The sequence below is a fragment of the Massilia sp. Soil_C_3 genome (assembly GCF_057657035.1).
Map to the genome: position 1 here is coordinate 40,986 of NZ_JBDGJG010000016.1, position 13,617 is coordinate 54,602.

General features: G+C 64.2%; 10 protein-coding genes. 2 read left to right on the forward strand and 8 right to left on the reverse strand.

Features of this window, described 5'->3' with window-relative positions; all coding sequences use genetic code 11:
• The first annotated feature begins 201 nt into the window (after positions 1-201).
• On the forward strand, positions 202-996 hold the full coding sequence (locus AC3A6F_RS25070; protein ID WP_123071399.1) for a Crp/Fnr family transcriptional regulator: 795 nt from the start codon (positions 202-204) through the stop codon (positions 994-996).
• A 166-nt stretch (positions 997-1,162) separates the two neighbouring features.
• Here the strand turns inward: AC3A6F_RS25070 and AC3A6F_RS25075 are convergent, their stop codons facing one another.
• The 6 genes from AC3A6F_RS25075 to AC3A6F_RS25100 all read right to left on the reverse strand — a co-directional run bounded on the left by AC3A6F_RS25075 (position 1,163) and on the right by AC3A6F_RS25100 (position 9,540).
• A complete protein-coding gene (locus AC3A6F_RS25075; RefSeq protein WP_487686469.1) occupies positions 1,163-1,918 on the reverse strand; it encodes a hypothetical protein in 756 nt (251 codons plus the stop codon).
• A gap of 120 nt (positions 1,919-2,038) precedes the next feature.
• The gene (pdeM, locus tag AC3A6F_RS25080) at positions 2,039-2,689 is read right to left on the reverse strand and encodes a ligase-associated DNA damage response endonuclease PdeM (protein WP_487686471.1); all 651 of its coding nucleotides are present in this window, start codon (positions 2,687-2,689) and stop codon (positions 2,039-2,041) included.
• Positions 2,686-5,157 carry a ligase-associated DNA damage response DEXH box helicase gene (locus AC3A6F_RS25085; RefSeq protein ID WP_487686473.1) on the reverse strand — a complete coding sequence of 824 codons (2,472 nt, stop codon included), beginning with the start codon at positions 5,155-5,157 and terminating at the stop codon, positions 2,686-2,688. The genes pdeM and AC3A6F_RS25085 overlap by 4 nt, the downstream gene beginning before the upstream one ends.
• Positions 5,154-6,788, reverse strand: a complete 1,635-nt coding sequence (locus tag AC3A6F_RS25090; RefSeq protein ID WP_487686475.1) for an ATP-dependent DNA ligase — start codon at positions 6,786-6,788, stop codon at positions 5,154-5,156. Before AC3A6F_RS25090 ends, AC3A6F_RS25085 begins: the two co-directional genes overlap by 4 nt.
• The gene (locus AC3A6F_RS25095; RefSeq protein WP_487686477.1) at positions 6,781-7,818 is read right to left on the reverse strand and encodes a ligase-associated DNA damage response exonuclease; all 1,038 of its coding nucleotides are present in this window, start codon (positions 7,816-7,818) and stop codon (positions 6,781-6,783) included. The genes AC3A6F_RS25090 and AC3A6F_RS25095 overlap by 8 nt, the downstream gene beginning before the upstream one ends.
• Before the next feature lie 9 nt (positions 7,819-7,827).
• Positions 7,828-9,540, reverse strand: coding sequence for a RecQ family ATP-dependent DNA helicase (locus tag AC3A6F_RS25100; protein ID WP_487686479.1), 1,713 nt, complete (start codon positions 9,538-9,540; stop codon positions 7,828-7,830).
• A 477-nt stretch (positions 9,541-10,017) separates the two neighbouring features.
• Here AC3A6F_RS25100 and AC3A6F_RS25105 point away from each other — a divergent pair, with 477 nt between their 5' ends.
• Positions 10,018-10,986, forward strand: coding sequence for an IS1595 family transposase (locus AC3A6F_RS25105; RefSeq protein WP_487686481.1), 969 nt, complete (start codon positions 10,018-10,020; stop codon positions 10,984-10,986).
• 89 nt (positions 10,987-11,075) lie between these two features.
• Here AC3A6F_RS25105 and ahpF read toward each other — a convergent pair whose 3' ends face one another.
• Both ahpF and ahpC read right to left on the reverse strand, forming a co-directional pair.
• Complete coding sequence (gene ahpF, locus AC3A6F_RS25110) at positions 11,076-12,644, reverse strand: alkyl hydroperoxide reductase subunit F (RefSeq protein ID WP_487686483.1); 1,569 nt, start codon at positions 12,642-12,644, stop codon at positions 11,076-11,078.
• Positions 12,645-12,751: 107 nt separating this feature from the next.
• Positions 12,752-13,315, reverse strand: coding sequence for an alkyl hydroperoxide reductase subunit C (ahpC, locus tag AC3A6F_RS25115; RefSeq protein WP_123071406.1), 564 nt, complete (start codon positions 13,313-13,315; stop codon positions 12,752-12,754).
• Positions 13,316-13,617 lie beyond the last annotated feature (302 nt).

Here is a 13,617-nt window from a genome sequence, read left to right on the forward strand (position 1 = left end):
CATACTGAATTCAGCGTTTCGACTTGCTTGCGATCCAAGTCACGGCGTCAGCCATATAAAACCATGGCATGGCAGACGCGCTACCGCACTGCCGTGCCGCCGGGATCGCGTGAAACCTGAGTTCCCTTACCGGAGATGAGCATGCAGTCCCAGCCACCGTCAGATCAACGCAACGTTACCCAGCCTACCCTGCATTCCCCGATGGAAGCGGGACGGCAGCGCCAGGGTCGCCTCTGGTCCAACCTGAAAGAAGTGTGCGACCTGCTCCGTATTCCAGCCAGCGTGTCGGTGAGCTCCGAAGAATTGCTGTTCCAGCATGTGCAGTTCAAGACGGGGCAGCGCGTGCACACGATCGGCCAGGCCTTCGACACCCTGTACATCGTCAACTCGGGCTTCCTCAAGACGGTGCTGATCGACGAATTCGGCAATGAACAGGTGCTGAGCTTCCCCATGAAGGGCGATATGCTCGGCGTCGATGGCATCCACACCCGCCACTATGCCTCCGAGGCCGTGGCCCTGTCCGACTGCGACCTGATCCTGCTGCCGTTCAAGAAACTGACAGCACTGGGTCGCGTCCACAGCGAACTCGAGAACATGATGTACGGCGTGATGAGCCGCGAACTGGTGCGCGAGCAGACCATGATCGGCATGCTCGGCGCCCTGTCGGCCGAGGCGCGCGTGGCCCGCTTCCTGGTCTCGCTGGCCGACCGCTTCGCCGCGATGGGTTATTCCAGCAAGCTGTTCAACCTGCGCATGACGCGCCACGAGATCGGCAGCTACCTCGGCCTCACGCTCGAGACCGTCAGCCGCACCTTGTCGGCTTTCAACGAAATCGGCCTGATCACCGTCGACCAGCGCACCATCGGCATCAAGGATGCCGAAGCACTCAAGACCCTGCGCCGCCTGCCACCCTCGCGTTCGCGCACCAAGGGCGCCGCCAAGCAGAAGGCCGAGCTCGATCAGCCTGGTGATGACCAGGTGCTGGCAACGGTTTGAGCCAACGTTTTGAGCTGCGGTGTCTCCACATTAGTTAGCCCCAAGACCGTCGTTCCCGCGCAGGCGGGAACCTAAGGTTGCCAGCGTCCCGGCGATGCAAGCTACTTAGGTTCGCGCCTGCGCGGGAACGACGTGCTATTGCTAGTGGCCGTTTTTGACTCCGTCACTATTCTTTGTCCAGCGACAACACCCCATCGTTCACACGCACCCGGTCTCCCTTGCGATATCCCGGATTGTTGTCATACTCGATCGCCTGGGTCGCTTCGGTCGTATCGAAGCGCACCGTCACCCGATACCGCTGAGCGGCCTGCACGTCGCTGGCCAGCGGCCGCGCGGCCCCGGTTGCCTCACGCACGATCTCGATCTTCTCGACGACCGCACAGCTGGTGCAATAACGCGCCACACGTGGCCGCTCGGTCGTGCGCGGCGGTGGCGGCGGCGCGGCGCCCGGGGCCGCGCTGACGACACCGGTATCCTTCGACGCCAGCTGCCGCACCGACTCTTGCGACTGCGCCTGCGCTGCGGCGCCATTCACCAGGCCGTCACGCAGCACGGTGGTCGCGATCTGGCTGCCCAGCCGCATCTCTGCGGTCACCGGGCTGTCGGGCTGGAAGCGGTCGTGGTTGCCGATCACATAGCTGCCGCTGTACCGGCCGGGGTCGGTTTCCTGCATCTGGGCGCCGCGGGTGGCGCCGTCGATGGTCACGTTCACCGTGGCGTTCCGGGTCCCGTACACATGAAAGTGCAAGGCGGCACCCTGCTCCAGGCGTGGCACTTTTTCGACGTGGAAGCCTTCGATGGCGGGCGTCACGGTGCGGCTCTGCGGCGCCGTCTGCGCCAGGGCCGTGCTGCTCGTCGCCAGCAGCATGCCGGCCGGCGCCAGGGCCGCCACCAGGGAACACATCAGGATGCGTTTTTTCATGGCAATCTCCCAATATCCTACAAATTAGCGGGACGGCATGACACCGCCTTCGATCCAGACAGACAGTACCCCGGTGAAAAAGTAAGGTCCGTACGGTTACGAACCAACGGCAAGCATGGGCTAACAGACGGCGTGGACGGCGTCGCCCGACGTCACATAGATGTGGTCGCCCGGCCCCGGCTTGACCGCGTGGCCGCCGGTGAACGCACCGAAGGATGGCAGGATCAATCCCTGCTCGCCGACGACGAAACACGGCAGGCGCAGCGCGTCGAAACGCGTCGCCAGCACATATACCGGATGCACGTGGCCTGCCAGGCCATAGCCTGGCGCGTCGACGCCGGGATGGTGGCAGAAGGAAAACGGTCCGATCGCATGCGGCTCGTCCACCAACCCCATTCCCAGCGCCGCCGCCGGATCGCCCGCGTGCAGGTCGTGGTTGCCGCGCACCAGCATCAAGGCCAGATCGGGATGGCGTCCGCGCCAGGCCAGCATCGCCAGCTGGGTCGAGCTGGCGTGGGCGGCGCGCGCATGCAAGAAGTCTCCCAGGAAGGCGACTTGGCGCACGTCGTGCGCCGCCACCAGGGCGTCGAGACCGGCCAGGTTTTCCGAGGTCGTGCCGCGCGGTACCGGCACCCCGAGCGCACGGAATGCGGCTGCCTTGCCGAAGTGGATATCGGCAATGATCAGCATCCGCTCGCGCGGCCAATAGATGGCCTTCTCCGGCAACAGCAGGAGCGATTCGCCGGCCACCTCCACCATGACGCCGCTCATGCCGCCGCCTTCTCGAGTTCGCGCAGCATGCGCGCCACGCGGTCATTGAGTTTCTCGGTGCTGACCTTTTCGCGGAAGCGTTCGACCATCAGGGCAAACCCGAATGGCGTCGCACGTTTCACCTCGCGATAGGCGATCCTCCGCGCGTGCAGCTCGGTCAGCGTGTCGCGCAGGCGCGTCAGCTCCAGCTCCTGCTCCATCACCTCGCGCTCGGCCTGGGTCAGGAGCAGGTTGCCGGCATCGTGCTTGCGAAACACCTCGAAGAACAGCGAAGACGAGGCTTGCAACTGGCGGTTCGACTTCGGCTGCCCGGGATAGCCCGAGAACACCAGGCCGGCGATCCGCGCCACCTCGCGAAAGCGCTGCTGCGACAGCTGGGTCGCGTTCAGGCTGTCGATCACGTCTTCCAGCAGGCGGTCGGTATCGAACAGATCCACGCCGGCGCCCGTCGGCGTGTCGAACATGCCCGCCCAGTCGACCGGCTCGGGCGCCATCAGCTCGAAACCGTAGTCGTTGATGGCGATCGAAAACGTGATCGGCTGCGCGCGGCCGACGCGAAACGCGATCAGCGAGGCCAGGCCCATATGCACCGAGCGACCCGCGAACGGATACACGAACAGGTGGTAGCCTTCGCGGCTCTTCATCGACTCGAGCACCAGCACCTCGCTCGTGGGCAGCGCCGACCAGCGTTGTTGAATCGCGATCAAAGGCTCGATGGCGCGCATCTCGGGACCGTCGAACACGCCCTGGTCGGCCAGGCGCAGCTCTTCGAGCGCGGCGTGGGCCAGCTCGTTCGACATCGGCATCTTGGCGCCCTGCCAGCGCGCGATCGCGCCGCGGGAGCCGGTGGCGCGCTTTACAAAAGCGGTCAGCTCGTGCACGCGCACGAATTCCAGGATGCGTCCGCCGAACAGGAAGCGGTCGCCGGGCTTCAGGCGCGAGATGAAGGATTCCTCCACGCTGCCAATGCGCCCGCCGCTCATGTATTTCACCTGGATCGTGGCGTCGGACATGATGGTGCCGATGCCCATCCGGTGGCGGCGGCCGATGGCGCTGTCGGGCACGCGGTAGACGCCCTCGTCGTCCGGCAGCACGCGGCGGTATTCGGGATACACGGTCAGGCTCTGGCCGCCGCGCGCGACGAAGTCGAGCGCCCACTGCCATTCGTCAAGGGTCAGTTGGCGGTAGGACCAGGCCTGCCGCACTTCCTCGTACAGCTCTTCGGAACGAAAGCCCCCGCCCAGCGCCACCGTCACCAGGTGCTGCACCAGCACGTCGAACGGTTTATTCGGCACGTAGCGGCCTTCGATGCGGCGCGCAGCCACCGCCTTTTTCGCGCCGGCCGCTTCCAGAAGTTCCAGGCTATTGGTCGGCACCAGGGTCACGCGCGAGACGCGGCCCGGCGCATGGCCGCTGCGGCCGGCCCGCTGCAGCAGGCGCGCGATGCCCTTGGCGCTGCCGATCTGCAGCACGCGCTCGACCGGCAAAAAGTCCACGCCAAGATCGAGGCTGGCGGTGCAGATCACCGCCTTCAATATGCCGCTCTTGAGACCCAGTTCGACCCACTCGCGCACCTCGCGGTCGAGCGAGCCATGGTGCAGCGCGATCACGCCGGCCCAGTCGGGCCGCGCCTCCAGGATGTTCTGGTACCAGATCTCGGCCTGCGAGCGGGTGTTGGTAAACACCAGGGTCGCCTCGTGCCCCTCGATCTCATTGATCACCGGCTGCAGCATCTGCAGGCCCAGGTGGCCGCCCCAGGGAAAGCGCGAGACGTTCTCGGGGATCAGGCAGTCGACCACGATTTTCTTGCGCGTGTCGCCTTCGACCAGGACGCCCGCATTGCTGCCCTCCTCGCCTCCCAGCAGCACCTGGCGCGCCAGGTCGAGGTTGCCCATCGTGGCCGACACGCCCCACACCAGCAGCTCGGGGCGCCAGCGCCGCAATCTTGCCAGCGCCAGCTGCACCTGCACGCCGCGCTTGCTGCCCATCAGCTCATGCCACTCGTCGACGATGATCATGTCGAGGTGCCGAAATTGTTCATGGGCGGCGGCATTGCTGATCATGAGCGTCAGGCTCTCGGGCGTCGTCACCAGGGCCGCCGGCATGCTGCGCGCCTGGCGCGCCCGCTCGGCCGGCTTGGTGTCGCCGGTGCGTGCGCCGATGCGCCATTCGGGCAGCAGCTCGGCGACCGAATCCTCGAGCGCGCGCTGGGTGTCGGCCGCCAGCGCGCGCATCGGCGTGATCCACAGCACGCGCAGGCCCGCCCTGGCCCTTCCCGTCTCCAAGCCGGCGCGCTGCAGGGCCGCGAACCAGACGGCAAAGGTCTTGCCGGCACCGGTATTCGCATGCAGCAGGCCAGATTCGCCCTTCAGTGCGGCCTTCCACACCGCACGCTGGAATGGAAAGGCGGTCCAGCCGCGGCTGGACAACCATGCGTCGATGCGGGTGCTTACTGGATTACGACTCATGCGGTGGCCGCCTCCAGCAAGCCCTTGAGCGTGTCGAGCGTATCGGCTTCTTCGACCGGCTTGTCGGTGCGCCGGCGCAGGATGCGCGGAAAGCGCACCGCGATCCCCGCCTTGTGGCGCGGCGACAGGGCAATGCCCTCGAAGCCGATCTCGAACACCATGGTCGGCTTGACCGAACGCACCGGACCGAATTTCTCGATGGTCGTGCGCCGGATGGTGTTGTCGACCTGGGCGATCTCGGCGTCGGTCAGGCCCGAATACGCTTTCGCGAACGGCACCAGCTTGCGCTCTGCTCCTGCCCCGTCCCACACCGCAAAAGTGTAGTCGGTGTAGAGCGAGGCGCGCCGGCCGCTGCCTGGCTGGGCGTACAGCAGCACGGCGTCGATGGCGTAAGGGTCGATCTTCCACTTCCACCACGTGCCCACGTCCTTGGTGCGGCCGACGCCATATTGCGCCGTGCGCGACTTGAGCATCATGCCCTCGACGCTGAGCGCGCGCGAGCCGGCGCGCAGGGTCGCCAGCGCTTCCCAGCTATCGGCATGGACTAGCGGCGACAGGCGCAACTGCGGCTGGTCGAGCTTCGCGACCTCCACTTCGAGCAGCGCACGCCGCTCGTGCTGCGGCAGGCCGCGCAGGTCGACGCCGTCGAGCTCCAGCAGGTCGTAGCAGCACAGCACCGCCGGCAATTCGCCCAGCAGCTTGGCGGACAGGGTCTTGCGGCCGATGCGCTTCTGCAGGTCGGCGAAAGGCGACGGCATGCTCGACCCGGGCTGCCAGATCAGCACCTCGCCGTCGAGCACCATCCCGTCGGGCAGGCGCGTCGCCGCCAGCTCGGGAAAGCGCTCGGTGATCAGGTCTTCGCCGCGCGACCATAAAAAATTCTGGCCGTCGCGCCGCACCAGTTGGGCGCGGATGCCGTCGTACTTCCACTCGACCAGCCAGTCATCGAGCTCGCCCAGGCTGGCCGGGTCGCCATTGAGCTGGTGCGACAGGAAGAAGGGGTAGGGTTGGCCGCCGCGCAGCTTGTGTTCTTCATCCGATTGCTCGGCGATCAGCTGAAGGAAGCCTGCCGCGGTCGGTTTCACGCGGCCATCGGTCCAGCCCATCAGGCGCTGGGCGATCAATTTGCTGTCGACCGCCGCGATCGCGGCCAGCGCACGCGTGACGAGCAGTTTCGAGACGCCGACCCGGAAGCCCCCGCCGATCAGCTTCACCAGCAGGAAGCGCTCGCGCCAATCCAGCTCGTTCCAGTACGTGAACAAGGCTTCGCGGATGCGGCCGGGATCGGCGCCGCGCAAGGGGCCGATGCGTTCTTCCATCCATTCGGCCAGCCCGACGTCTGAGCGTTCGGTGGGCGGCGGCAGGATGTGGGCGATGGTCTCGGCGAAGTCGCCCACCGCATGATAGGACTCGTCGAACAGCCATTCGTCAAGTGCCGCGTATTCGATGGCGAACTGGCGCAGCAGCTTGGTCGGCACCGCCTGCCGCGGCTTGCCGCCGGCCAGGAAATAGACCGCCCAGGCGGCGTTCTCGGGCGCGGCATTGGCGAAGTAGCCCTGCAGCGCGTAGAGCTTGCGGGTGGTCGACGTAGTTTCATCGAGGTCAGCGTACAGGCGCGCGAATTCACGCATTGGTGTCTCCTGCTGCCGGTGGCGATGGCTTCTCTACTGCGTCATCGTCTTCCTCATCGCCGTATTCGGTCTCGAAGCCCGACGCATCCAGCCCGTTCTGGCACAGCCAGCGCACCAGGGTCGGGATCGAGCCGTGGGTCACGATCACGCGCTGGGCCTCGGTTGCCTTGATGGCGCTCATCAGCCCGGGCCAGTCGGCATGGTCGGACAACACGAAGCCGCGGTCGACGCCGCGCCGGCGCCGTGCGCCGCGCAGCAGCATCCAGCCGCTGGCGAAGGAATCGCTGTAGTCGCCGAAGCGCTTCATCCACGTCGAGCCGCTGGCGGACGGCGGCGCCACCACCAGCGCGCGCCGCAGCGCCGCCTTCTCGATATCGGTGACCAGCACCGTCGGCGGGATGTCGACGCCTTCCGCGCGATACGCACGGTTGAGCGGCTCGACCGAGCCATGGCAGACAATCGGGCCGATCGACGGATCGAGCCCCGCCAGGATGCGCTGCGCCTTGCCGAAGGAATAGGCGAACACCACGCTGCAGCGACCCTCTTCCGCATTCTTGCGCCACCAGGTGTTGATCTCTTCCATCAGCTGGGCTTCCGGCTGCCAGCGGTAGATCGGCAGGCCGAAGGTCGATTCGGTGATGAAGGTGTCGCAGCGCACCGGCTCGAACGGCGCGCAGGTTTTATCCGGTTCGACCTTGTAGTCGCCCGACGCCACCCATACTTCGCCGCCGCATTCCATGCGCACCTGGCTTGACCCCAGCACATGGCCGGCCGGGTGCAGCGAGATCGTCACGCCGTTGTGGACGATCTTTTCGCCGTAATCGAGCGCATCGACCGAGATATCGCCCAGCCGCGACTTGAGCACGCCGATGCCGGGCGCCGCCGCCAGGTAGTGGCCATGGCCGACGCGCGCGTGGTCGCCATGGGCATGCGTGATGACGGCGCGCGCCACCGGCCGCCATGGATCGATATAGAAATCCCCTGGCACGCAGTACAGCCCCTCCTTGCGGACGACGACCATGTCTCCCATCGGCATCCTTTACGTGGCTACCTGATCGAGGAAATCGGCCATGAAGCTGCGGCTTTCCCCATCCGGGAAGTCGACCGTCACCTGCTCGCCGGCGATGGCGACCACCACCCCGTCGCCATACTTGGCCGACCTGGCGCGCGCGCCGACCTCGAACTTCGGCATCAAAGTTTCTTCAGCCGGCTCACGATCGAATTCGTCGTCGCGGATCGCGATGTCTTCGGAGAGGCTCATCGCCGGCGGGTTCAGGCAGTTGTCGCACTTGCAGCAGCTTTCAAAACCGGGCGCGTGGTCGCCGAAGTAATCGAGCAGCAGCTTCCAGCGGCAAAAGCCGCTGACGGCGTAGCCGACCATCTGCTCCAGCGCTTCCTTGTCGCGCTCCTGCTTCTGGACATACACCTGGGCCAGGCGCGCATACACGCCGGGACGCGGCTCGCCCGCGCTGGGCAGGTAGTCCAGCTTGCGGTTCTGGCGCACCAGCTTGGCGTCCTTGAGCAGCTTGAGGCAGACCTTGATATTGGCGTCGGCGATGTCTTCCAGCGCGTCCTCGAGGCGGCGGCCGGTGACAGCGCCCTCCTTGGCCAGGGTGCGTACGGTCTCGTGCACCAGTTGCAGTTCTTGCGCATCGGGATAGTGCTTGACCAGGAAGAACTGCTGGATGCGCTTGTCGTCCTGCAGGAACAGCAGCGTGCATTCGGCGTCCAGGCCGTCGCGACCGGCGCGGCCCGATTCCTGGTAATACGATTCGAGGTTGGCCGGGATCTGCAGGTGGACCACGAAGCGGGTATCGCTCTTGTCGATGCCCATGCCGAAGGCATTGGTGGCCACCATCACGCGCCGCTCGCCTTCCATGAACAGGTCCTGGTTCATTTTTCGTTCGGCGGAAGACAGCTTGCCGTGGTACAGGGTGACCGATTCGCCGGCTTCTTCGAGCACGGCCAGCATCTCCTCGGCCACCTTGACGGTGGCGGCATACACGATGCCCACGCCCGGTGTCTCCTGCACCAGGCGCAGCGCCTCCTGGTATTTCTCTTTGGCGCTGGTGACTTGCCGCACGCGGTAATGCAGATTGGGCCGGTAGATGCCGGTATTGATCACGTTCAGCTTGCGGCCCAGCTGCTTGCCGATGTCGGCGATCACCTCGTCGGTGGCGGTGGCCGTGAGTGCCAGCACCGGCGGGCGGCCGATCGCCTCGATCGCGGCGGCCAGGCCGATATAGGCGGGGCGGAAGTCGTGACCCCATTGCGAGATGCAGTGCGCCTCGTCGATCACGACGATGTCGAGCGTGACCTTGCGCAGCACTGCAATGAATTCGGGCGAGACCAGGCGTTCGGGGGTGCAGAACACGATTTCGCACGATTCGTTGGCAATCGCTTCGAGCGCGGCGTGTTCTTCTTCCGCGCACAGGCTGCTGTTGACCTGGACCGAGCGGATGCCGATCTCTTCCAGCTTCTCCAGCTGGTCTTTCATGAGGGAGATGAGCGGGGAGACAACGACCGTGATCCCCTCCAGCATCTTGGCCGGGATCTGGTAACACAGCGACTTGCCGCCGCCGGTGGGCATGATGGCCAGGGTGTCCTTGCCGTCGAGTACGCTGTCGATCACGCGCTGCTGGCCTTCGCGCAGCTGCGCGAGACCGAACACGGCGTTCAGGAGGCGTCGGATGGTATTGCGGCGCACGGCGAGCAGGCCGCGGTGCATGAGGGTGGGGTCGTGTCGGGTCATGACGCCGACTTTATTAGTACGGCGACAACTCGACTATAGGACGCCACCTACTTCAGGCGTAGGAGGTCAACGTTTGGCGGGGTCGTCACGTTATAGGCAGGTGCTACTGCTCATTGTGTCAATTGTGCGACACAAATTCTCGACAAGGTTTAGTCCTACAACTAGACGGATATTTGACCGATGCCGGGTGTCCAGCTAGACATTTACTATTGTGACCATCAATCACAGCCCCGCCATCTTCAGGAGAACCATCATGTCCCGCCGCCCTATGACCTGGACCGCAGTCCACCTGGCCCTTGCCAGCGCGGCCACCTGGTTTCTCCTGGAGTCCGGCGCGCTGTCGTCGGCGTTGCTGTTCTCGTTCCACTGATTCCCATTGCATAAAAAAAGGCGCTGTCATCGTTAGATATGGATGAGCATTGAACTGCTGAGCTGATCCGCGGTCCAATCCTGGTCGTCATCGATCGGGAGCGCACGATGAAAGCGCCGAAGTTTGAGAAGCTGTTCGCCCAGCTGCCTCAACTCAACCAGCCGCAGCGCCAGCTGGTGCTCGCCGCCCTGCATCCGGCTGCCGGGCTCGACCGGGTGGTTGCCCTCATCGACGAGATCCGGTCAAAGGGGCGGTGCTGCCCGGATTGCGGCTGCGATCGTTGCCACCGGCATGGCCAGGCCAACGACCTGCAACGCTTTCGCTGTTGCGCGTGCGGACGCACCTTCAACGACCTGACCGGCATGCCGCTGGCGCGGCTCAGGCACAAGGGCAAGTGGCTCGATTATCTGGACACGGTCCTCGATTCCCGCACAGTCCGCTCTGCGGCCAAGCGTGTCGGCGTGCACCCCAACACCACGTTTCGCTGGCGCCATCGCTTTCTCGACCGGGTCAAGGACGACCGGCCCGAGCGCCTGGCAGGCATCGTCGAGGCCGACGAAATGTTCCTGCTCGAATCGCAGAAAGGGGCACGCAAGCTCGATCGCAAGCCGCGCAAGCGTGGCGGCAGGGCTGCCCTGCGCGGGATTTCGCATCACCTCGACTGCATCCTGGTAGCGCGCGACCGCAGCGGGCAGACCATCGACGCCGTGACCGGACGCGGCGCCCTGAAGGTGACCCAACTGGTCAGGCACCTGCTGCCGAAACTCGATCCCCAGGCGCTGCTGGTCACCGATGCCAACGCCGCCTATCCCGCCTTCGCCCGTGCCCATGGCATCGCCCACCAGGCCGTCAATCTCAGCGCTGGCGAACGCGTCCGCAAAGGCGCCGAGGGCGCCATCCACGTTCAGAATGTGAACGCCTATCACCGGCGCTTCAAAGAATGGCTTGCGCGCTTTCATGGCGTGGCGTCACGCTGGTTACCCAACTACCTGGGCTGGCATTGGGCGCTCGATGGCGGCCGAGTCACTTCTGTCGAGCAATTGCTGCGTATTGCATTCGGGGTCATCAACAGGTAACGATGACAGCGCCTAAAAAAACGCCGCCTTCCAGTGGAAGACGGCGTTCATTTTGTTGACGTAGCGGGCCGCATGGCCCGCTCCAGTCATCAAGCAGCTTTCTGCTCTTCCTCTTCCACCGGCAGGCGAATCAGGTGATCGAAGGCGGCCAGCGATGCCTTGGCGCCCTCTCCCACGGCGATCACGATCTGCTTGAAAGGCACCGTGGTCACGTCGCCGGCGGCGAACACGCCTGGCAGCGAAGTGTGGCCGCGGGCGTCGACTTCGATCTCGCCGTGTGCCGACAGGTCGATCGTGCCCTTGAGCCATTCGGCGTTCGGCACCAGGCCGATCTGCACGAACACGCCTTCCAGCTCCAGCTTGTGCAGTTCGCCAGTGGTGCGGTCCTTGTAGCTCAGGCCGTTGACGATCTTGCCGTCGCCGTGGATCTCGGTGGTCTGGGCCGACTTGATCACCTTAACGTTCGGCAGCGAGTACAGCTTGCGTTGCAGGACCGCATCGGCGCGCAGCTCATTGCCGTATTCGATCAGGGTCACTTCCTTGACGATGCCCGCCAGGTCGATCGCCGCCTCGACGCCGGAGTTGCCGCCGCCGATCACCGACACACGCTTGCCCTTGAACAGCGGGCCATCGCAGTGCGGGCAGTACGCCACGCCGTGGTTCTTGTACTCTTTCTCGCCCGGCACGTTGATCTCGCGCCAGCGGGCGCCGGTGGCGATAATCACCGACTTCGACTTGAGCACCGCGCCGGTCTCGGTATGCACTTCGATCATTTTTCCGCCCACCAGCTTGCTGGCGCGCTGGGTGTTCATGATATCGACGTCGTATTCCTTGACGTGCTCTTCGAGGGCGACGGCGAACTTCGGACCGTCGGTGGCCTTCAACGACACGAAGTTCTCGATCGCGAGGGTGTCCAGCACCTGGCCGCCGAAGCGGTCGGCCAGCACGCCGGTACGGATGCCCTTGCGGGCGGCGTAGATCGCGGCTGCCGCGCCGGCGGGGCCGCCGCCGACGATCAGCACGTCGAACGGGTCTTTCTGGCTCAGTTCGGCAGCCTTGCGCTCACCGCCCTTGACGTCGATCTTCGACAGGATCTCTTCGACGTTGGTGCGGCCCTGGCCGAAATGCTGGCCATTGAGGAACATCATCGGCACGGCCAGGATCTGCTTGTCTTCCACTTCCTTCTTGAAGACGCCGCCATCGATCGTCACGACCTTGATGCGCGGGTTGATGACCGACATCGTGTTCAGTGCCTGCACGACTTCAGGGCAGTTATGGCACGACAGCGAGATGTAGGTCTCGAAAACGTAGTCGCCGTCCAGGGCTGCGATCTGGTCGATGACGGATTGTTCCAGCTTGATGGTGTGGCCGCCGACATGCAGCAGGGCCAGCACCAGCGAGGTGAATTCGTGGCCCAGCGGGATGCCGGCGAAACGCACGCCGATATCGGTGCCGACGCGGTTGATCGCGAACGACGGGGTGCGCTCGTTGGCTTCCTGGCGAACGGTGATCTTGTCGGACAGGGCTGCGATCTCATTGAGCAGCTCGTCCATTTCGCGCGATTTCGGCGAATCATCCAGCGCTGCAACCAGCTCGATCGGCTGCACCACTTTTTCCAGATAGGCTTGCAACTGTTTCTTGAGGGTTGCGTCCAGCATGATGTTTTTCCTTTGATTCTATTTGACTTGAATTCTATACAGGCCGGGCGTACAACGGGCCGCCGCAGCGGCCCGTCACGGGTGCTACTTGACTACTACCTTACTGCTTAGATCTTGCCGACCAGGTCCAGCGACGGGGTCAGGGTTTCTGCGCCTTCGGTCCACTTGGCTGGGCAGACTTCGCCTGGGTGCGAAGCGACGTACTGGGCTGCCTTGACTTTGCGCATCAGTTCCGAAGCGTCGCGGCCGATGCCGTTGTCGTGCACTTCCATGATCTTGATCTGGCCTTCTGGATTGATCACGAAGGTGCCGCGCAGTGCCATGCCTTCTTCTTCGATCATGACTTCGAAGTTACGCGACAGGACGCCGGTTGGGTCGCCGATCAGCGGGTAGTTCACTTTCTTGATCGCTTCCGAGGTGTCGTGCCATGCCTTGTGGGCGAAGTGGCTGTCGGTCGACACGCCGTACACATTGACGCCCAGCTTTTCGAATTCCGGCTGGAATGCGGCCAGATCTTCCAGTTCGGTCGGGCAGACGAAGGTGAAGTCGGCCGGGTAGAACATCACCACCGACCAGGTACCCTTGAAGTTCTCTTCGGTCAGGTCGATGAACTTGCCGTTGTGGTAAGCGGTGGCTTTGAACGGCTTGATCTGGGTGTTGATGAGGGACATGTAATCTCCTGTTTGGGGGTTGATGAAACGTATGACAAGCAGTCTACCGCCCTGCCCGCCGTTTGTGAAATTGATTGATTCGATATTCTTGATTGATTTTAGCTATCAGTCAAGTGCAACTCTGCCGTCCCGGGCAAAGGAGGGTCTCGAACAAACCCGGACAGTGTGTCGCAAATGGCAAGCGGGTGCAACCGCCGTCTCGCTGTCCCTTCCAAGCAATAGCCCAACAATTAGGGTCAGAGTGAGATGCACCGGAATGGTGGACAGGGTTAATCAGGCACAGCTGAGAATTTTTTCCACCT